At 65.8% G+C, this 18,685-nt stretch carries 15 protein-coding genes; 11 read left to right on the forward strand and 4 right to left on the reverse strand.

Features of this window, described 5'->3' with window-relative positions:
• Positions 1-8: 8 nt before the first annotated feature.
• On the reverse strand, positions 9-1,598 hold the full coding sequence (locus M0765_RS14995) for a phospholipase D family protein (protein ID WP_258504376.1): 1,590 nt from the start codon (positions 1,596-1,598) through the stop codon (positions 9-11).
• Between the two features lie 186 nt (positions 1,599-1,784).
• Here M0765_RS14995 and M0765_RS15000 point away from each other — a divergent pair, with 186 nt between their 5' ends.
• The 4 genes from M0765_RS15000 to M0765_RS15015 all read left to right on the forward strand — a co-directional run bounded on the left by M0765_RS15000 (position 1,785) and on the right by M0765_RS15015 (position 7,525).
• Positions 1,785-3,887: a TonB-dependent siderophore receptor gene (locus tag M0765_RS15000; RefSeq protein ID WP_258504377.1), complete on the forward strand. Its 2,103-nt coding sequence runs from the start codon at positions 1,785-1,787 to the stop codon at positions 3,885-3,887.
• A 33-nt stretch (positions 3,888-3,920) separates the two neighbouring features.
• Positions 3,921-5,120, forward strand: a complete 1,200-nt coding sequence (locus tag M0765_RS15005; RefSeq protein ID WP_258508272.1) for a PepSY-associated TM helix domain-containing protein — start codon at positions 3,921-3,923, stop codon at positions 5,118-5,120.
• The gene (locus tag M0765_RS15010; RefSeq protein WP_258504378.1) at positions 5,117-5,296 is read left to right on the forward strand and encodes a hypothetical protein; all 180 of its coding nucleotides are present in this window, start codon (positions 5,117-5,119) and stop codon (positions 5,294-5,296) included. Before M0765_RS15005 ends, M0765_RS15010 begins: the two co-directional genes overlap by 4 nt.
• Positions 5,297-5,383: 87 nt before the next feature.
• Positions 5,384-7,525 carry a TonB-dependent receptor gene (locus M0765_RS15015; RefSeq protein ID WP_258508274.1) on the forward strand — a complete coding sequence of 714 codons (2,142 nt, stop codon included), beginning with the start codon at positions 5,384-5,386 and terminating at the stop codon, positions 7,523-7,525.
• Here M0765_RS15015 and metK read toward each other — a convergent pair.
• Positions 7,513-8,724 (reverse strand): methionine adenosyltransferase, encoded by a 1,212-nt coding sequence (gene metK / locus M0765_RS15020; RefSeq protein WP_258504379.1) that lies wholly within the window; start codon positions 8,722-8,724, stop codon positions 7,513-7,515. The two genes, M0765_RS15015 and metK, sit on opposite strands and share 13 nt — an antisense overlap.
• 216 nt (positions 8,725-8,940) lie before the next feature.
• On the opposite strand from metK, the gene M0765_RS15025 reads away from it, so the two are divergent.
• Both M0765_RS15025 and M0765_RS15030 read left to right on the forward strand, forming a co-directional pair.
• A complete protein-coding gene (locus M0765_RS15025; RefSeq protein ID WP_258504380.1) occupies positions 8,941-9,840 on the forward strand; it encodes a lysophospholipid acyltransferase family protein in 900 nt (299 codons plus the stop codon).
• Positions 9,837-10,721: an LpxL/LpxP family acyltransferase gene (locus M0765_RS15030; RefSeq protein WP_258504381.1), complete on the forward strand. Its 885-nt coding sequence runs from the start codon at positions 9,837-9,839 to the stop codon at positions 10,719-10,721. Before M0765_RS15025 ends, M0765_RS15030 begins: the two co-directional genes overlap by 4 nt.
• Positions 10,722-10,742: 21 nt before the next feature.
• On the opposite strand, the gene M0765_RS15035 is transcribed toward M0765_RS15030, so the two are convergent.
• Positions 10,743-11,654 carry an alpha/beta fold hydrolase gene (locus M0765_RS15035; RefSeq protein WP_258504382.1) on the reverse strand — a complete coding sequence of 304 codons (912 nt, stop codon included), beginning with the start codon at positions 11,652-11,654 and terminating at the stop codon, positions 10,743-10,745.
• A 78-nt stretch (positions 11,655-11,732) separates the two neighbouring features.
• Positions 11,733-12,476: a ribosome biogenesis GTP-binding protein YihA/YsxC gene (gene yihA / locus M0765_RS15040; RefSeq protein ID WP_258504383.1), complete on the reverse strand. Its 744-nt coding sequence runs from the start codon at positions 12,474-12,476 to the stop codon at positions 11,733-11,735.
• 70 nt (positions 12,477-12,546) lie between these two features.
• Here yihA and M0765_RS15045 point away from each other — a divergent pair, with 70 nt between their 5' ends.
• The 5 genes from M0765_RS15045 to M0765_RS15065 all read left to right on the forward strand — a co-directional run bounded on the left by M0765_RS15045 (position 12,547) and on the right by M0765_RS15065 (position 18,651).
• On the forward strand, positions 12,547-13,212 hold the full coding sequence (locus M0765_RS15045; RefSeq protein ID WP_258504384.1) for a c-type cytochrome: 666 nt from the start codon (positions 12,547-12,549) through the stop codon (positions 13,210-13,212).
• 116 nt (positions 13,213-13,328) lie between these two features.
• Positions 13,329-15,500: a cytochrome c biogenesis protein ResB gene (locus tag M0765_RS15050; protein ID WP_258504385.1), complete on the forward strand. Its 2,172-nt coding sequence runs from the start codon at positions 13,329-13,331 to the stop codon at positions 15,498-15,500.
• Positions 15,497-16,813 carry a c-type cytochrome biogenesis protein CcsB gene (ccsB, locus tag M0765_RS15055; RefSeq protein WP_258504386.1) on the forward strand — a complete coding sequence of 439 codons (1,317 nt, stop codon included), beginning with the start codon at positions 15,497-15,499 and terminating at the stop codon, positions 16,811-16,813. The genes M0765_RS15050 and ccsB overlap by 4 nt, the downstream gene beginning before the upstream one ends.
• A 118-nt stretch (positions 16,814-16,931) precedes the next feature.
• On the forward strand, positions 16,932-17,942 hold the full coding sequence (gene msrP / locus M0765_RS15060; RefSeq protein WP_258504387.1) for a protein-methionine-sulfoxide reductase catalytic subunit MsrP: 1,011 nt from the start codon (positions 16,932-16,934) through the stop codon (positions 17,940-17,942).
• Between the two features lie 34 nt (positions 17,943-17,976).
• Complete coding sequence (locus M0765_RS15065) at positions 17,977-18,651, forward strand: sulfite oxidase heme-binding subunit YedZ (RefSeq protein ID WP_258504388.1); 675 nt, start codon at positions 17,977-17,979, stop codon at positions 18,649-18,651.
• Positions 18,652-18,685 lie beyond the last annotated feature (34 nt).

Below are 18,685 nucleotides of genomic sequence, written 5' to 3' on the forward strand. Positions count from 1 at the left end.
GCAGCGCGCTACAGCTGGTCTGTCGGCACGAACCAGGAGAACAGCAGCAGCTGCAGGCGCGTGAGCAGGCTGGAATCCGGCTCGCTGTCGAGCACCTCGTTGTCCACATCGCCGGTGCCGATCCATTGCACGTTCTCGCCGTCAGGCATGAGAACCACGCGATAGACGCCTTCGATGTCGTCCAGCTGATAGGCGTACAGCAGCGCCTGGCTCAATTCGAAGCTGCGCACGCGAACGCCGAACTCGGTGTTCAGCCGCGCCGAGCGGGGATCGAGGTTCATCGAGCCGAGCAGCACCCATTCCCGGTCGACCAGGGCCAGCTTGGCGTGAAGTCGCCCGCGCGCTTTCTTCAGCAGCGTGCGGAACTGGCGGTTGCGCTTGAGCTGCTGGGTGCTGACCTCGTACAGGTTCACGCCCAGCTTCAGCATGTCGACCCGGTAGCGGTTGTAGTTGATGTTCACCAGCGGCTCGTCGCTGTCGGCCAGCGAATTGGTGATGACGCTGATGCGCACGCCGCGCGCCCGGCCTTCGCGGATGCGCGCCATGCCGTCTTCGCCCGGAATGAAGTACGGCGAAATCACCACCACGTCCGAGCGCGCGCTCGCGGTCATTTCATGGAACCGCGCCGCAAGCGATTCGGCCGGCGATGCAAGAGTGCCCAGCGCCTTGTTGGGGCTGTCCGCTGCGGCATGGGCTTCGGCCCGCATCCACTTCACCCGGCCGATGTCGGCAAGCTGCGTGCCGAGCGGCGCGTCGCCCAGCAGGTCGGTGCCGGCAAGAGGGGCGGGCGGCGGCGCATGGATGGGCGAAGTGGCGGCTTCGAGCTCCGCTTTCAGCAATTCCGGGCTGTCGCTGGCGCCGGCAATCCGCTGGAGCGGGTAGACCACGTCGCTGTTCCAGTAGGTGTCGAAGATGCGCGCCGCCTCCGGCACCACGGGCCCGGCCATGATCAGTTCGAAATCGATGAAGTTGGCGCCTTCGCTGCGCAGGAAATACTCGTCGGCCAGGTTGCGCCCGCCGGCGATCGCCATCGCGCCGTCGGCCACGAAGAGCTTGTTGTGCATGCGGTGGTTGAGCCGGCGAAAGTCGGCGAAGAACTCGATCCACCGCGTGGCCGAGTGGTCGCGGGCGTTCACGAACGGGTTGAAAAGGCGGACCTCGGCATTGGGCTCCGCGGCAAGGCCGAGCAGCAGGCGGTCCATGCCGGCGGTATAAAAATCGTCGAGCAGCAGGCGCACCCGCACGCCGCGACGGGCGGCATCGCGCATTTCGCGCAACAGCAGGCGGCCGGTCTTGTCGTTGCCGAGCTGGTAGGTCTGCACGTCCAGCGAGGCTTGCGCCTGACGAATCAGCTCGAAACGGGCGTCCAGCGCAAAAGAGGCCTCGACCAGCGGGCGGATGCTCGAGAGCCCGTCCTGCGCGGCGCTAAGGCTTGCCGCCGCCCGGCCAAGCGTGGTGGCGGGGGAGGCTGCGATCGACAGCGTGGGCGGCTCGGGTGCGCGAGGGGGAAGACCGGCACAGCCCGCCAGAGCAAGCGCAAGTGCGGAGCCGACCAGCCGCAGGGGCCGAGCCGCGCAACGCGGAGAACGAGAGTGCAATGAGCTTGAGCATGAGACCGGCCATCGCACGGGGCGTGCGGCCGGGATCGTAGCCGCTTTGCTTGCCGCCACGCCGGACGCCGATGGCGTAACGCCCTTGGCCGCTCTCGGGAAATTGGAACAAATGAGACTTTATAACTATTAGAATACGAATCGTTCTTAATAATGTTTCGGAGTGGAGCAGGAATGACGAGGTTGATGGCGGGGCGCAAGGTCGCATCGGTGCTGGCGGGATGCATGGCAATTTATGTGCATCAGCAGGTTTTGGCCCAGGCTCCGGCGCCCGGCGCATTGCCGGAAATCAGGGTGGATGCGAGTGCAGAGGCCGAAACCGCGACTTCGCCGGTGATCGGCTATCGCGCGAGGAATGCCGCCACCGCCACCAAGACCGACACGCCGCTTTCCGAAACGCCCCAGTCGGTGACCGTGGTCACGCGCGACCAGATGGTGGACCAGGGCGCGGGCAATCTGCAGGACGCACTCAACTACGCAGCCGGCGTGCGCTCGGACGCCTACGGCCTCGACTCGCGGACCGACTCGGTGCGCATCCGCGGCGCTTCGCCCGACATTTACCTGGACGGCCTGCGCCAAGCGTACGGCTACTACACCAGCACCACGCGCACCGAGCCCTACACGCTGGAGCGGCTCGAAGTGCTGCGCGGCCCCTCGGGCATGCTGTTCGGCGCGGGCACTGCCGCGGGCGTGGTCAACATGGTGAGCAAGCGCCCGCTGCAAGAGGCGCAGCGCGAAGTGGGTGTGCAGTTCGGCAGCTTCGGCCGCAAGCAGATCCAGGCCGACCTGACCGGCCCGCTGAACGCGGACGGCTCGCTGTCTTACCGGCTGATCGCATTGCAGCGCAAGTCGGACACGCAGGTCGACTACGTGCCCGACGACCGCAGCGTCATTGCGCCGTCGTTGACGTGGCGGCCCAGTGCGGCAACCTCGCTCACGCTGCAAGGCCTGTACCAAAAGGACAAGAGCGGCAGCAGCTCGCAATTCTTCCCGTGGGCGGGCACGTTGCTGCCGAACCCGAACGGACGCATTCCCACCAGCCGCTTCATCGGCGAGCCGGGCTTCGATTACTACGACAGCGAGCGCAAGACCTTCGGCTGGCAGTTCGAGCACAAGTTCAACGAGAACTGGACCCTGCGGCAGAACTTCCGCTATGCGCAAAACGAAAACGACAACCGCTACCACTACGGGGCGGCCTTCAGCGGTGCCGAGAGCTGGGACGCGACGGACCCGATCTTCAGGCGCGTGCTGGGCCGCTACTACGACAGCTACCTGACGCGCAACCGCACGCAGACGCTCGACAACCATGTCGAAGGACATTTCCAGACCGGCGCGCTCAAGCACACGCTGCTTGTGGGCGCGGACTTCGCGCGCCAGCGCGAAAACGTCTGGGGCGGCACCACGTACGACACCATCGACGCCTATGCGCCTGTGTATGGCCACGTCGACATGCCCATTCGCGATGCGCGGCCGCGCACCCGCCAGCGCCAGAACGGCTTCTACCTGCAGGACCAGATGAAGCTCGACAACTGGATCTTCGTGGCGGGCCTGCGCCACGACAAGGCCGTTTCGAGCGCGGAAGGCAGCGACGCCGAAAAGAGCAGCGCAACCACCAAGCGTTTCGGCGTGATGTACGCCATGCCTTCGGGCTGGTCCCCGTACCTGAGCTACAGCGAGTCGTTCACGCCGCAGTCGCCGCGCAACGGGCAGATCTTCTCGCCCCTGCGCGGTGAGCAGTGGGAAGCCGGCGTGAAGTACGAGCCGAAAGACCGCGCGCTTGCGTTCAGCGCGGCGGTGTACGACCTGCGCGAGAAGAACCAGATCACTTCGCCGTCGCCCAACGTGTACACGCAGGTCGGCAAGACCAAGACCCAGGGCCTCGAACTCGAAGCCAAGGGCTCGATCGGCTCGAACCTCGACCTGATCGCGCACTACAACTACACCGATGCGGACGAACTGATCGAGGGCCTGCCCAAGCACCAGGCGAGCGTCTGGGCCAAGTACCGCTTCTCGATCGGCGGCCTCAGCGGGTTCTCGGCCGGCGCGGGCGTGCGCATGATGAGTTCGTTCCGCGACCTGCAGTCCGGCGCGGGTCCACGGGTGCCGGGGGTGACGTTGCTCGATGCCGTCTTTGCCTACGAAAATGCCAACTGGCGCTATGCGCTCAACATCAACAACCTGACGGACAAGGTCTACTTCAGCACCTGCCTTTCGCGCGGTGACTGCTGGTACGGCTCGCGCCGAAGCGTGGTGGCAAGCGCAACCTACCGCTTTTGATAATTCTCTTTCGATGGGAGCAGTGACGACATGATGAACAGCCGAAAGATCAAGACCTGGGCCTGGGTACACAAGTGGAGCAGCCTTGTGTGCACCGTGTTCATGCTGCTGCTGTGCATCACGGGCCTGCCGCTGATCTTTCATCACGAGATCGGCCATCTTCTGGGCACCGAGGTCGAAGCGCCCAAGATGCCCGCGGACACGCCGCGCGTGAGCCTGGACCGCGTGCTCGAAACGGCGCGCGCCAAGCACCCCGACCGCGTGGTGCAGTTCGTCTCGCAGCCCGAGGACGACGACGGCCTCTGGCTCGTCACGCTCACGCCCACGCCTGAACCCACCGAAGACTTCAAGTCGGTCGCCATCGATGCGCGCACCGGCGTCGTGCTGGCACAGCCCAAGTTCGACGAGGGCTTCATGTACGTGATGTTCAAGCTGCACGTCGACCTGTTCGCAGGCCTGGCGGGCAAGCTCTTCCTGGGCTTCATGGGCTTGCTGCTGCTCGTGGCCATCGTTTCCGGGGTGGTGCTCTATGCGCCGTTCATGCGCAAGCTCGACTTCGGCACGGTGCGGCGCGAGAAGCGGCCACGCCTCAAGTGGCTCGACCTGCACAACCTGCTGGGTATCGTCACGCTGGTGTGGCTGTTCGTGGTGGGCTCCACCGGCATGATCAACACCTGGGCCGACCTGATCATCAAGTACTGGCAGTACGACCAGCTCAGCACGCTGCTTGCGCCTTACAAGAACGAGCCGACCGTCCCCGCAGCCGAGCGCGGATCGGTGCAGCGTTCGATGGAAGTCGCGCTGAAGCAGGCGCCCGACATGAAGCTGTCTTTCATCGCGTTCCCGGGCACTTCGTTCTCGAGCCCGCACCACACCACCTTCTTCCTGCGCGGCAACGAGCCCTTCACCTCGAAGCTGCTGAAGCCGGTACTGGTCGATGCGAAGACCACGCAGGTGACAGCCTCGCCCGAGATGCCGTGGTACCTGACGGCGCTGCTCGTGTCGCAGCCTCTGCACTTCGGCGATTACGCGGGCATGCCGATGCAGATCATCTGGGCGCTGCTCGACATTGCCACCATCATCGTGCTGGGCAGCGGGCTTTATCTGTGGCTCAAGCGCGGCAACACCGTGCCGACACCGGCCGCGCCAACAGCTGCGGGCAGTGCAGGGCGAGCGCCGCAGCATGGCGGGCAGCAGCCTGACCCGGCCCCGGCCATGAAGGTGCAGGCATGAAGCCCCGCCACGCCTTCCGGCGCTTGTGGGGCTGGCCGATCGTGCTGGGCGTGCTGACGTCCATCGGCCTGATTTCCGCGCTGTTCAGCGACGGCGGCTTGGGCGACATGCTCGCCTGGTTCGCACTGGGCATTCCCGTCGCGGTGTGCGGCTGGTACGGCTGGCGCAGAACCTGATCTGAGAACCTGGGCTGGCTGCTTCGGCCCGCGCGGGTTGTTGCTAGTACGTGCACCGCCGCGCGCCGAAGCAGAATCGGCGCGATGATGAAGCCCGCACTCGCCGCCACCGCCACTGCCGTTCGCCTGTTGCTGCTGGGGGCTCCGCTCGCTGCCCAGGCGCAACAGGCGACTCCTCCAGACGCAGACCGCGGCCGCCTGCCCGAAGTGACGGTGTCCACGCCCCGCGGCGAGGTCGCGCCCTTCAACGTTCCGGGCTCGGTCGATCGCGTCGACGGCGCGGAGATGCGAGACAACCGGCTGCAGGTCAATTTGTCCGAAAGCCTGGGCGGCGTTCCGGGCCTGCAGGTGCAAAACCGCATGAACTATGCGCAAGACCTGCAGCTGTCGATTCGCGGCTTCGGTGCGCGCTCCACCTTCGGGGTGCGGGGCGTGCGGCTGTATGTCGACGGTATTCCTGCCACGCTGCCCGACGGCCAGGGCCAGACTTCCAACATCGACATCGGCTCGCTCGATCGCGTCGAGATCCTGCGCGGACCGTTTTCGGCGCTCTACGGCAACTCTTCGGGCGGCGTGCTGCAGGCCTTCACCGCGTCGGGCGAGGGCGCGCCGCGCCTTTCGTATTCGGCGGCCGGCGGGAGCTTCGGTACCTGGCGGCAGTCGCTGCAAGGCAGCGGATCGCAAGGCGCAATCGATTACCTGCTGAACGCCAGCCGCTTTCAGACCGACGGCTGGCGCGAGCACAGCGCGGCCCGGCGCGACATCGCCAACGGCAAGCTCGGCATCGCGCTGGACAACGGCGACAAGCTCACACTGGTGCTCAACAGCGTGCGCATCAGCGCGCAAGACCCGCTGGGCCTCACGGCCGACCAGTACGCGCTGGCGCCACGCAGCGCGGCGCTGGCCACGCAGTTCGACACGCGCAAGACGGTCGAGCAGACGCAGGCCGGCCTGCTCTATGAACGACGCGTGAGTGCTTCGCAGTCGCTGCGGCTCATGGTGTACGGCGGCGAGCGCAAGACCGTGCAGTACCAGTCGATTCCGCTCGGCCCTCAACAGAATCCGCTGCATGCGGGCGGGGTGATCGATCTGTCGCGCCAGTACGGCGGGGTCGACCTGCGCTGGACCGCCGCATTGCAGATGGCCGACCGGCCGCTCGACCTTGCCGTGGGCCTTGGCTACGACAGCCTGCGCGAGCAGCGCCGCGGCTACGAGAACTACCTCGGCCGCGTGGCCTCGCCCGTGCTGGGCGTGCAAGGCCGCCTGCGGCGCAGCGAGCGCAACGAGGTCTGGAACCTCGACCCCTATGCACAAGCCACCTGGCGCCTGGCCGAGCAGTGGACGCTGGAGGCCGGCGTGCGCCGAAGCAGCGTGCACTTCGATTCGCAAGACCGCTATATCGTGGGCGCCAACCGCGACGACAGCGGCAGTGCGCGCTACAGCAAGACGCTCCCGGTCGCCTCGCTGCGCTACGAGGCAACGCCGGACCTGGCGCTCTACGGCTCGATCGGCCGCGGCTTCGAGACGCCCACGCTCAACGAACTCTCGTACCGGGTGGGCGGCGCCAGCGGGCTCAACTTTGCCTTGCGGCCCTCGGTCAACGACAGCGTGGAAGTGGGTGCCAAGGCAAGGCTGGGTGGAGGCCTGCTGACGGCCGCGCTGTTCCAGACCCGCACCCGCGACGAGATCGTGACCGACACCAACAGCGGTGGCCGCGCCACGTTCCAGAACGCGGGCCGCACGCGGCGCAACGGATTCGAACTGGCTTGGCAGCATGAAACGGCCAACCACTGGCGCACGCAGCTTGCCTATACATGGCTGGACGCACGCTACCGCGATGCCTTCTGCTCGCCGTCGCCCTGTGCGGTATCCAACACAGTGGCGGCGGGCAACCGCATTCCCGGCATTGCACGGCAATCGCTCTTTGCATCGCTCGGCTGGGTGCCGCCCGAAGGCTGGCGGGCCGGCGCCGAGGTGCGCGCGCTGGGCCGCATGCAGGCGAACGACGCCAACACCGCCAGCGCGCCGGGCTACGCGGTCGCGGCGCTCTACGCCGGCTACTTGAAGAAGTGGGAGCGTTGGGAGTTCAACGCCTTTGCGCGGGTCGATAACCTGTTCGACCGCCGCTATGTGGGGTCGGTCATCGTCAACGAGGGCAATGCGCGCTATTACGAGCCCGCGCCGGGCCGCAACTGGACGGTAGGCCTGAGCGGCGCTTACCGCTTCTGACCCACCGCCGGTGGCTTTTTTTGAGGCCGGCCGCAGCGCAGCGCGGCAGCCTGGGTGGTCGCTTCCCAGGTGAACTCGGGCTCTTCGCGGCCGAAGTGGCCGTAGGCCGCGGTCTTCTGGTAGATCGGGCGCAGCAGGTCGAGCATCTGGATGATGCCTTTCGGACGCAGGTCGAAGAACTCGCGCACGAGTTCGGCGATCTTGTCGTCGGGGATCACGCCGGTGCCTTCGGTGTAGACCGTGATGTTCATCGGCTGCGCCACGCCGATGGCGTAGGCCACCTGGATCTGACACTGGCGCGCCAGGCCCGCGGCCACGATGTTCTTGGCCACGTAGCGCGCGGCGTAGGCGGCCGAGCGGTCGACCTTCGACGGGTCTTTGCCGGAGAACGCGCCGCCGCCGTGCGGGCAGGCGCCGCCGTAGGTGTCGACGATGATCTTGCGGCCCGTGAGGCCGCAGTCGCCCTGCGGACCGCCGATGACGAAGCGGCCGGTCGGGTTGATCAGGTAGCGCGTGTTCTGCAGCCATTCCTTCGGCAGCACGGGCTTGATGATCTCTTCGATGATGGCTTCGTTGAACGAGGCCTTCATCTTGGTGGGCGTTTCGCTCTGGTCGGGGCTGTGCTGGGTGGAGAGCACCACGGTGTCGATGCTGTGCGGCTTGCCGTCCACATAGCGCATCGTCACCTGGCTCTTGGCGTCGGGGCGCAAGAAGGGCAGGCGGCCGTCCTTGCGCAACTGGGCCTGGCGCTCCACGAGGCGGTGTGCGTAGTAGATGGGCGCGGGCATCAGCTCGGGCGTTTCGTCGCAGGCGTAGCCGAACATCAGGCCCTGGTCGCCGGCGCCGGTGTTCAGGTGGTCGTCGCTGGCGTGGTCCACGCCCTGGGCGATGTCGTTGGACTGCTTGTCGTAGCAGACCATCACGGCGCAACCCTTGTAGTCGATGCCGTAGTCGGTGTTGTCGTAGCCGATGCGCTTGATGGTGTCGCGCGCCACCTGGATGTAGTCGACGTGCGCGTTGGTCGTGATTTCGCCGGCGAGCACCACGAGGCCGGTGTTGGTCAGCGTTTCGGCGGCCACGCGGCTGCGGGGGTCCTGCTCGAAGATCGCGTCCAGGATGGCATCCGAGATCTGGTCGGCGACTTTGTCGGGGTGGCCTTCAGAGACCGATTCGGAAGTGAAGAGGAAGTCGTTCGCCATTTTGTTCAAAGCTCCTTGAAGTGACTTGGCGCGTTGCCAACTCTGCGGAGCCCTGGCGAACGCTTTAGCAGATGCCGACAAATCGGCGGGGCACAATCGCTCTTGCGCTTGTGTTTGTCGCCCTGCAAGTTGTTCCGTAACTCGGCGACAATTTGCATTCTATTCGAGCCGGGCCCAATCGTGCGCGCGCGTCCTGGTATTCACTCCCTGTTGCCCATGGTCACCCTGTTCCGCCTGCTTGCCCGTGTACCGATGCCGTTGATGCATCGGCTCGGCGCGTTGCTGGGCTGGATGGTCTGGTGGTGCGCCCCCGACTACCGCCGGCGTTTCAAGGCCAATGCCGAAAACGCGGGCTTCACCCCCGACCAGTACCGCCCGGCCATCGCCGCCGCCGGCCACATGGCCGCCGAGCTGCCCTGGCTCTGGCTGCGCCCGCAGGGCGAAAGCGTGTTGCGGCGCGTGGTGCGCTGGGAAGGCGTCGAGGCCTTCGAGGCCGCCATGCAGGCGAAAAAGGGCGTGATCCTGGTGGCGCCGCATCTGGGCAGTTGGGAGATGTGCGGCCAGGCCATCGGCGAGCGCTTTCTCCAGGCCTACGGACCGATCACCGCGCTGTTTCGCCCCGCGCGCAAGAAATGGATGGCCGAACTGATTGCCGCGGGCTCGCGTGACCGGCCCGGCCTGCAGACGCTGCCCACCAACAACACTGGCGTGCGCGGCCTCATCCGCACGCTGCGCAGCGGTGGCTACACCGGCATCCTGCCCGACCAGGTGCCACCGCTGGGGCAGGGCGTATGGGCGCCTTTTCTTGGCCGGCCGGCCTACACCATGACGCTGCTGCCGCGCCTCGCGCAGCAGACCGGCGCCGCCTGTTTCCTGAGCGTGTGCGAAAGGCTGCCGCGCGGTGCGGGCTACGTGATTCGCTTCGAACCGATCATGGGCACTGCGCTCACCGATCCCAAGGCGTCCATCGAAGACGCTGCAGCTGCAATGAACGATGCCATCGGCCGCTTGATCCACAGCCTGCCCGGCCAATACGTGTGGGACTACGCACGCTACAAGGAGCCGCGCGGCGAGACCGTCGTGGCGGCTGCGGCCAATGGGGAGCAGGCGCAATGAGTCTCGGCTCCCGACTCGGCATCGGTTTCATGCGCGCGATTGCGCCGCTGCCCCTGCCGCTGGTACGTGGCTTCGGCGCGCTGCTGGGCCGCGTGCTCCACACCGTCGCGGTACCGCGACGGCGCGTGGTCGACACCAACCTGGCCGTGTGCTTTCCCGGCAAATCCGAAGCCGAACGCCGCCGCATGGCGCGCGAGACGTTTGTGTATGTTGCGCAGTCGTGGCTCGACCGCAGCTGGCTCTGGCATGCGCCTGAAAAAGTGGTGGCCAGCCGGCTCAAGGTGGTGGGCGCCCCGCAGGAGATCGACGAGATCGCCAACGGCGACGAGCCGATGATCCTGTTCGCGCCGCATTTCTACGGCCTCGATGCCGCGGCCACGGCATTGACCATGCACACGCCGCGGCCTTCGGCCACCATCTACACGACCCAGCGCGATCCGATGGTCGATGAATGGATTCGCGAAGGCCGCACACGCTTCGGCAACGTGGCGGCGCTCAACAGGGTCGACGGCATCAAGCCGGTGCTCGGAGGCTTGCGCAAGGGCGGCTTGCTGTACCTGCTGCCCGACATGGACTTTGGCCGCGACCAGACCATCTTCGTGCCGTTCTATGGCGTGCAGGCCGCCACCGTGCCCTCGCTCTCGCGCTTCGCGCGGCTGGGCAAGGCCAAGGTGGTGCCGATCGTCTCCAAGCTCACGCCCGGGGGCTACGAGATCGAGGTGCTGCCGGCTTGGCAGAACTTTCCAACGGACGATGTCGAGGCCGACACTGCGCTCATGAACGAGCGGCTGCAGGGCTACATCGACAAGATGCCGTCCCAGTACTACTGGGTGCATCGCCGCTTCAAGACGCGGCCCGAGGGCGCGCCGTCGATCTACTGAAGAAGAACCGGGGCGGCTTCTTCAGTTCCGCTTCAGGAAGGCTTCGATCTCGCGCGCCACGAGCTGCGGCTGTTCGTGCACGATCCAGTGGGTGGCGTTGGGCACCTTTTTGATCTCGAGCTTGGGCACGTATTCCTCCAGGCCGTCGAGCAGGCCCGGCAACAGCGCCGCGTCGTCGAGCGCCCAGAAAACGAAGGTCGGCACGTTCACCGTGAGCCGCTCGCGCGGCAGCACCGGAATGCCGTCGATGCTCTGGCCCGGCAGCGGCGGCTTCATCGGCGTGACGCGATAGAGGTTGCAGGCGCCGGTAAGGCCGGCATTCCATACCTCGCGGTACTGCTGCTTCACCTCTTCGGTGAGCCACCCGAAGCCGTCGGGGCCGGCCTTCATCAGCGTGAAAAAGGGCCACATGCGCTTGAAGTCGTCGGCCGAGAGCAGCGCTTCGGCATCGGGCCTTGCCAGGAAGTTCATGTAGGCGCTGGCTTGCTGCTGCGCCGGGTTGTTGCGCAACTCGCGCGTGAAGGTGCCGGGGTGCGGCGAGTTGATGATGACCAGCCGGCCGACCTGCTCCGGAAAGGCATTGGCATAGCCCCAGCCGAAAGCTCCGCCCCAGTCGTGCGCGACCAGCGCGGCCATCGTGCCGTCGGCGCTCTCTGTGGCCGCCAGTTGCTGGATGTCCTGGATCAGCAGGTGGGCCTTGTACGCGGCCACTTCGGTGGGCGCGCTCGACTTCTCGAAACCACGCAGATTGGGCGCCAGGCAGCGGTAGCCGCCGTGTTCAGGCTGGGCGAAGTACTCGAGCAGTTCGTCCCAGATAAATGCGGCCTCCGGGAAGCCGTGGAGGAACACCATCAGCGGGCGCCCGGGCGCGCCGGTGGCGCGGCAGCTCAGCGTGGTTCCGTTGGGCAGGCTGCGCTGGAACGTCTCGATCATGCTTTGTCTCCTTCAACTTCCGTTGCTATTGTTTTCATAGTGGATCACGCAGATGGGACGGCAGCGAGCCGGTTTTCCCTAGGTGTCTTCCGGCACCGGGGACTGCCCGGCTTCCGCCAGCGTTTCCCCGGGCGGATGCGCCCAGCGCCACAGCAGCTCCGCGGCTTCTCCCACTCCCTGCTTCTTGAGGGCGGAGAACAGTTTGACTTCGCCGCCGCCGGCCTGCAGTCGCGTAATGGACAGTACCTTGGCGCCTTCGCTGCGGGTGAGCTTGTCGGACTTGGTCAGGAGCACGAGGAACTTGAGGCCTTGCTCGACGCGCGGGCGGATCACATCGAGCAGGATTTCGTCGAGCTCGGTGAGGCCCTGGCGCGGGTCGCACATCAGCACGACGCCGCGCAGGTTTTCGCGCGTCATCAAATAGTTGCCCATGACGCGCTGCCAGCGCAGCTTGGCTTCCTTGGGGACCGCGGCATAGCCGTAGCCGGGAAGGTCGGCCAGCACGGCGTCGTCGGCCTTTTGCTTGCCCACGCCGAACAGGTTGATGTGCTGCGTGCGGCCGGGTGTCTTGGAGGCGAAAGCCAGACGCGTCTGCTGGGTGAGCGTGTTGATCGCGGTCGACTTGCCCGCATTCGAGCGACCGACGAAGGCGATTTCGGGCAGGTCGAGCGGAGGCAAATGCTCGAGCTGCGGGGCGCTGGTCAGGAAGTGGGCGGTGTGCAGCCAGCCGAGCGCAACGCGCTCGCGCTCGGCGACGATGGGGTCCACGGCAGGGGTCGCGCGGGAAGGGGGAGCAGCGTGCTTGCGCGACGGCGTAGTCATCAATGAGCTTTCGGAACGGGCCGCCATTGTAGAATCGCGGGGTTTTGCGCCAATAAATCGAGCCCCCGATATGAAGTTGTTTGCCAATTTTCTGCTTGCAGCCCTCATGGGTGTCGCAGCCAGCGCGAGCCTTGCGGCCGACGCGCCAGCCGCCGCAGCGACTGCACCCGCCGCGGCCAAGCCGGCCAAGCCCGACCCCGCCAAGGGCGACGCGGTGTTCAATTCCGCGGCCCAGGCCTGTGCCTCCTGCCACAACGCAGACGGCAACTCGGCCATTGCGGCAAACCCGAAGCTGGCGCAGCAGCACCCCGAATACATCCTCAAGCAGCTGCAGGACTTCAAGTCCGGCAAGCGCAAGAGCCCGATCATGCAGCCCCTGGCGGCCAAGCTGTCCGACGAAGACATGCGCAACATCGCGTGGTTCGTGGGCTCCAAGAAGATCAAGACCGGCTTCTCCAAGGAGAAGGACACGGTGGCACTGGGCGAAAAGATCTACCGCGGCGGCATTGCCGACCGCCAGATTCCGGCCTGCGCCGGCTGCCACAGCCCCAACGGCGCCGGCATGCCCGCCCAGTACCCGCGCCTGGGCGGCCAGCACGCCGACTACACGGTGGCACAGCTTGTTGCCTTCCGGGACAACGTGCGCCAGAACAGCGCCCCCATGACCGGTGTGGCCGCAAAGCTGAACGACCGCGAAATCAAGGCCGTTGCAGACTACATTGCCGGCCTGCGCTGACGCCACGCCCTTCAGCGTGAACTAACCGCCGATAAAAAACCCAAACAGAGGGCGGGCCGATCCAGCTGGATGGCCCGCCCTTTGCTTTTTCCCTGTTCCTTTCCTCCCGCCCACCGATGTCTGTCTCCACCCACGGCCTTCGCGTCCATCGCGGCCCGCAAGTGCTTCGCGCTGCGGTGGAGCTGTTCTCGTCGATGCGGTTTGCCATCGCGCTGCTCACGGTCATCTGCATCGCATCGATCATCGGCACCGTGCTCAAGCAGCACGAGCCGATCAACAACTACATCAACCAGTTCGGTCCATTCTGGGCCGAGCTGTTCCGCACGGCCAAGCTCGATTCGGTCTACAGCGCCTGGTGGTTCCTGCTGATCCTGCTGTTCCTGGTGATCAGCACGTCGCTCTGCATTGCGCGCAACACGCCGCGCATTTTTGTGGACCTGAAGACCTTCAAGGAAAACATCCGCGCGCAGAGCCTCAAGGCCTTCGGCCAGCGCGCTGAAAACCAGCTTGCCGAGGAGCCCGCCGCGGCAGCCAACCGCATCGGCCAACTGCTGGTGAGCGGCGGCTGGAAGGTCAAGCTGCAGCAGCGCGAAGCGGCGGAAGGCCAGTCTGGCGCGGGCTGGATGGTCGCGGCGCGTGCGGGCGGCGCCCACAAGCTGGGCTACATCGCCGCGCACAGCGCCATCGTGCTGGTGTGCATCGGCGGCCTGCTCGACGGCGACCTGGTGGTGCGTGCCCAGACCTGGTTCAACGGCAAGAGCGTGTTCACCGGCGGCGGCATGATTGCCGACGTGCCGCCGCAGCACCGGCTGTCGCCCCGCAACCCGACCTTCCGCGGCAACATCCTGGTGCCCGAAGGCGGGCAGGGCAGCGTGGCCATCCTGCAGCAGTCGGACGGCGTGCTGCTGCAGGAGCTGCCGTTCTCGATCGAGCTCAAGAAGTTCATCGTCGACTATTACTCCACCGGCATGCCCAAGCTGTTTGCGAGCGAGGTGGTGCTGCACGACCGCGAGACCGGCGCCCAGGTGCCCGCGCGCATCGAGGTCAATCATCCGGCCAGCTACAAGGGCGTGGAAATCTACCAGTCGAGCTTCGACGACGGCGGCTCCAAGGTGAAGCTCAAGGCGGTGCCGATGGCCGCCGCCGCCAAGCCCTTCGAGGTCGATGGCGTCATTGGCGGGCCAAGCACTGAAATTACCAACGGCAAGGAAAAGCTCACGCTCGAATACGCTGCGCTGCGCGTGATCAACGTCGAGAATTTTGCCGACGGGGGTGCCATGGGCAGCGGCGCCGACGTGCGCAAGGTCGACCTGCGCCACGACATCGAATCGCGCCTGGGCGCCGCCAACAAGACCACCAAGCCGAAGGTGCTGCGCAACATCGGCCCGAGCATCGGCTACAAGCTGCGCGACGCCGCGGGCCAGGCGCGCGAATACCAGAACTACATGGTGCCGGTCGACACCGGCGACGGCCAGCCGGTGTTCCTGCTCGGCATGCGCGAGAAGCCCGAAGAGCCGTTCCGCTACCTTCGCGTGCCGGCCGACGAGCAGGGCAGCATGGACAGCTTCGTGCGTATGCGCGCTTCGCTGGCCGACGCCGACACCCGCGCCCGTGCCGTCGAGCGCTACATCGCCAAGGCCGTCGATCCGAAGCGGCCCGAAATGGCCGAGCAACTCAGCGTTTCGGCTGCGCGTGCACTCGCGCTCTTTGCCGGCAGCGAGCGTGCGAAGGCCGACGCCAGCACGCAGGGCGGCTGGCAGGCCATTGCGGAATTCATGGAAGCCAACGTGCCCGAGCCCGAGCGAGAGCGTGCCGGCGCGGTGCTGGTGCGCATCCTGAACGACGTGCTGTTCGAACTGCTCAATCTCAGCCGCGAAAGCGCGGGGCTCGAGGCCTTGCCGCGCGACGACAAGTCGCAAGCCTTTCTCACGCAGGCGGTGCTGGCCATCAGCGATGCGCATTTCTATCCGGCGCCCGTCGCAATGATGATGACCGACTTCACCCAGGTGCAGGCCAGCGTGTTCCAGGTGGCGCGAGCGCCCGGAAAGAACGTGGTCTATCTGGGCTGCCTGTTGCTGATCATCGGGATTTTTGCCATGCTGTACGTGCGCGAGCGCCGGCTCTGGGTGTGGCTGGCACCCGGCGGCACAAGCGCAGGACACAACAACACCACGGCTGCCACGATGGCCTTCTCGGTCAATCGCAAGACGATTGACAGCGATCGCGAGTTCGAGCACCTCAAGCACAAGCTGCTTGCCTTGAAAAACGAAGGACCGGCGTCGCCATGAACACCACCACCCTCACGCTCAACGAAAGCTGGTTTTCGCGCCGCAACCTGTTCGACTGGGTTTTCGCGGCACTGGTGCTTGCAGGCGGCCTTTTTGCCTTTGTGCGGTATGCGGGCGCTATGGACTCGTACGAGAAGCCGATCCTCGTCGCCGCGATGATTTCCGTCATTGCGATCGGCTGGTTCTGGCGGCCGCTGCGGGTGCTCGCCATCGTCGTGGCGGCGGCCTCGCTGCTGGCCATCGGCTCCTACCAGGGCGACCTGGCGCGCGCGGACACGGTGTTCTGGCTCAAGTACTTCCTGTCGAGCCAGTCGGCCATTCTCTGGATGAGCGTGCTGTTCTTCATGAGCACGCTGTTCTACTGGCTCGGTTTCTTCGGCGGCAAGCAGGGCGACACCTTCGAGCTCATCGGCTCGCGCCTCACATGGGCTGCCATTGCCATGGCGCTCATCGGCACCATGGTGCGCTGGTACGAGAGCCACCTGATCGGGCCGGACATCGGGCACATCCCGGTCAGCAACCTGTACGAAGTGTTCGTGCTGTTCTGCTGGCTTACCGCGGCGTTCTATCTGTACTTCGAAGCGCGCTACGGCACCCGGGCGCTCGGCGCCTTCGTCATGCTGGTGGTGAGTGCGGCGGTGGGCTTCCTGCTCTGGTACACGCTGGTGCGCAACGCACACGAGATCCAGCCGCTGGTGCCCGCGCTGCAAAGCTGGTGGATGAAGCTGCATGTGCCGGCCAACTTCATCGGCTACGGCACTTTCGCGCTTGCGGCCATGGTGGCCTTTGCCTACCTGGTGAAGGAACAGGCGGGCGAAACCCGCTGGTACAAGCTCACGCCGATCTGGCTCCTGGGCGTGGCGCTGTGCTTTGTTCCGGTGGCATTCCGCCAGCGCGTGCAAGAGGCCGGCGGGAGCTACTGGGTGATCTATGCGGGCATTTCCGCACTCATCGCTGCGGGCATTCTGCTGGGGCGCAAGCGCATTGCGGCAAGGCTGCCCGCCAACGAGGTGCTCGACGACGTGATGTACAAGTCGATCACGGTCGGTTTTGCCTTCTTCACCATTGCCACCGTGCTGGGCGCCTTGTGGGCGGCCGATGCCTGGGGCGGCTACTGGAGCTGGGACCCGAAGGAAACCTGGGCGCTGATCGTCTGGCTCAACTACGCGGCCTGGCTGCACATGCGGCTGGTCAAGGGTTTGCGCGGCACCGTGGCGGCCTGGTGGGCGCTGGCCGGCTTGGCGGTCACCACCTTTGCCTTCCTGGGCGTGAACATGTTCCTGAGCGGACTGCACAGTTACGGCACCTTGTAGCCCCGGCCGCCGGCTTTTTCGCGAAGAATTGAATCCACGCGCAGCGATTGTGCGTAACCGAATCAGGGAATTGCTCGAACTACCCTGAGCAAAACGATTCACGCGAAAGGCCATCACCATGTCGTTCTCCTCCCGCCCGCAAGGTCGCAACAGCGGTTTCATCCATCCGCTTTCGAGCGAAATCACGCCGCGCGCCGTCTACGAGAGCCGGCGCGACCTGCTGAAGCTGATGGCTGGCGGCGCGGCCGGTGCCGCGCTGGCAAGCTTTGCAGGACGCGAGGCCTTCGCACAGGCGACCGGCCCGCACAAGCTGGCGCTGCTGCCGGGCGCCAAGTCCGCCGTGCCGGGCGCGCAAACGATGGAAAAGCTCACCGACTACAAGGACGCGACGAGCTACAACAACTTCTATGAGTTCGGCACCGACAAGGGCGACCCGGTCAAGAACGCGGGCACGCTCAAGACCCGCCCGTGGACCGTGGAGGTCGAGGGCCTGGTCAAGAAACCCGGCAAATACGGCATCGAAGACCTGCTGAAGCTCAGCGCGCAGGAAGAGCGCATCTACCGCCTGCGCTGTGTCGAGGGCTGGTCGATGGTCATTCCGTGGGTGGGCTATTCGCTGGCCGAGCTCATCAAGCGGGTCGAACCCCAGGGCAACGCCAAGTATGTGGAGTTCGTGACCCTGGCCGACCCCAAGACCATGCCTTTCGTCGGCTCGCGCGTGCTCGACTGGCCCTACACCGAAGGCCTGCGGATGGACGAGGCCATGCATCCGCTCACGCTGCTGGCCTTTGGCATGTACGGCGAAGTGCTGCCCAACCAGAACGGCGCGCCGGTGCGCCTGGTGGTGCCGTGGAAATACGGGTTCAAGTCGGCCAAGTCGATCGTGAAGATCCGCTTCGTCGAGAAAGAGCCGAGCACGGCGTGGAACAAGGCCGCGGCCCAGGAATACGGTTTCTATTCGAACGTGAACCCGAACGTCGACCATCCGCGCTGGAGCCAGGCCACCGAGCGCCGCATCGGCGACGGCGGCGGGCTTTTTGCCAAGCGCAACAAGACGCTGATGTTCAACGGCTACGAAGCCCAGGTCGGCCAGCTCTATGCGGGCATGGACCTGAAGAAGAACTATTGAGCCCGAGCCTGCCTCGCCATTCAGCCTTTGCGCCATGAACAAGCTGCTCATGCATCCGGCGGCCAAGCCGGTGGTCTTCTTGCTGTGCCTGCTGCCGTTCGCGTGGCTGACCTATGGCGCATTCACCGACGGGCTGGGTGCGAACCCGGCCGAGTTCCTGATTCGCGCCACGGGCGACTGGAACTTGCGCTTCATCTGCATCGTGCTGGCCGTGACGCCGCTGCGCGTGATCGCCAAGGCGAACGCGCTCGCACGCTTTCGCCGCATGCTGGGCCTGTTCGCGTACTTCTATGTGGTGGTGCACCTGCTGTGCTACAGCTGGTTCGACATGGGCTTCGAGTGGGCCGAGATCGCCAAGGACATTGCCAAGCGGCCGTTCATCCTGGTGGGGTTCACGGCCTTCGTGCTGCTGACGCCGCTGGCCGCCACATCGTTCAACCGCGCGATCAAGGCACTGGGCGCCAAGCGCTGGCAAATGCTGCACAAGCTGGTCTACCTGATCGCCGGCCTCGGCCTGCTGCACTTCTTCTGGATGCGCGCGGGCAAGAACAACTTTGCCGAGGTGTTCGTCTACGCGGCAATCGTCGCGGTGTTGCTGGGGTGGCGCGTGTGGAACTACGCGAGCAAGCGCAAGCCGAAGCCCTCGGCGGGCGCTCGCGGCGGCAGTAGCGGCAACGAGAAGTCGCTGGGCCGCAGCAGCGCCGGCTGACGCGCTGATCGGCCCGCCCAAGGCGCACGGCGGC

It is taken from the genome of Variovorax sp. S12S4, assembly GCF_023195515.1.
Classification (GTDB): Bacteria; Pseudomonadota; Gammaproteobacteria; order Burkholderiales; family Burkholderiaceae_C; genus Variovorax.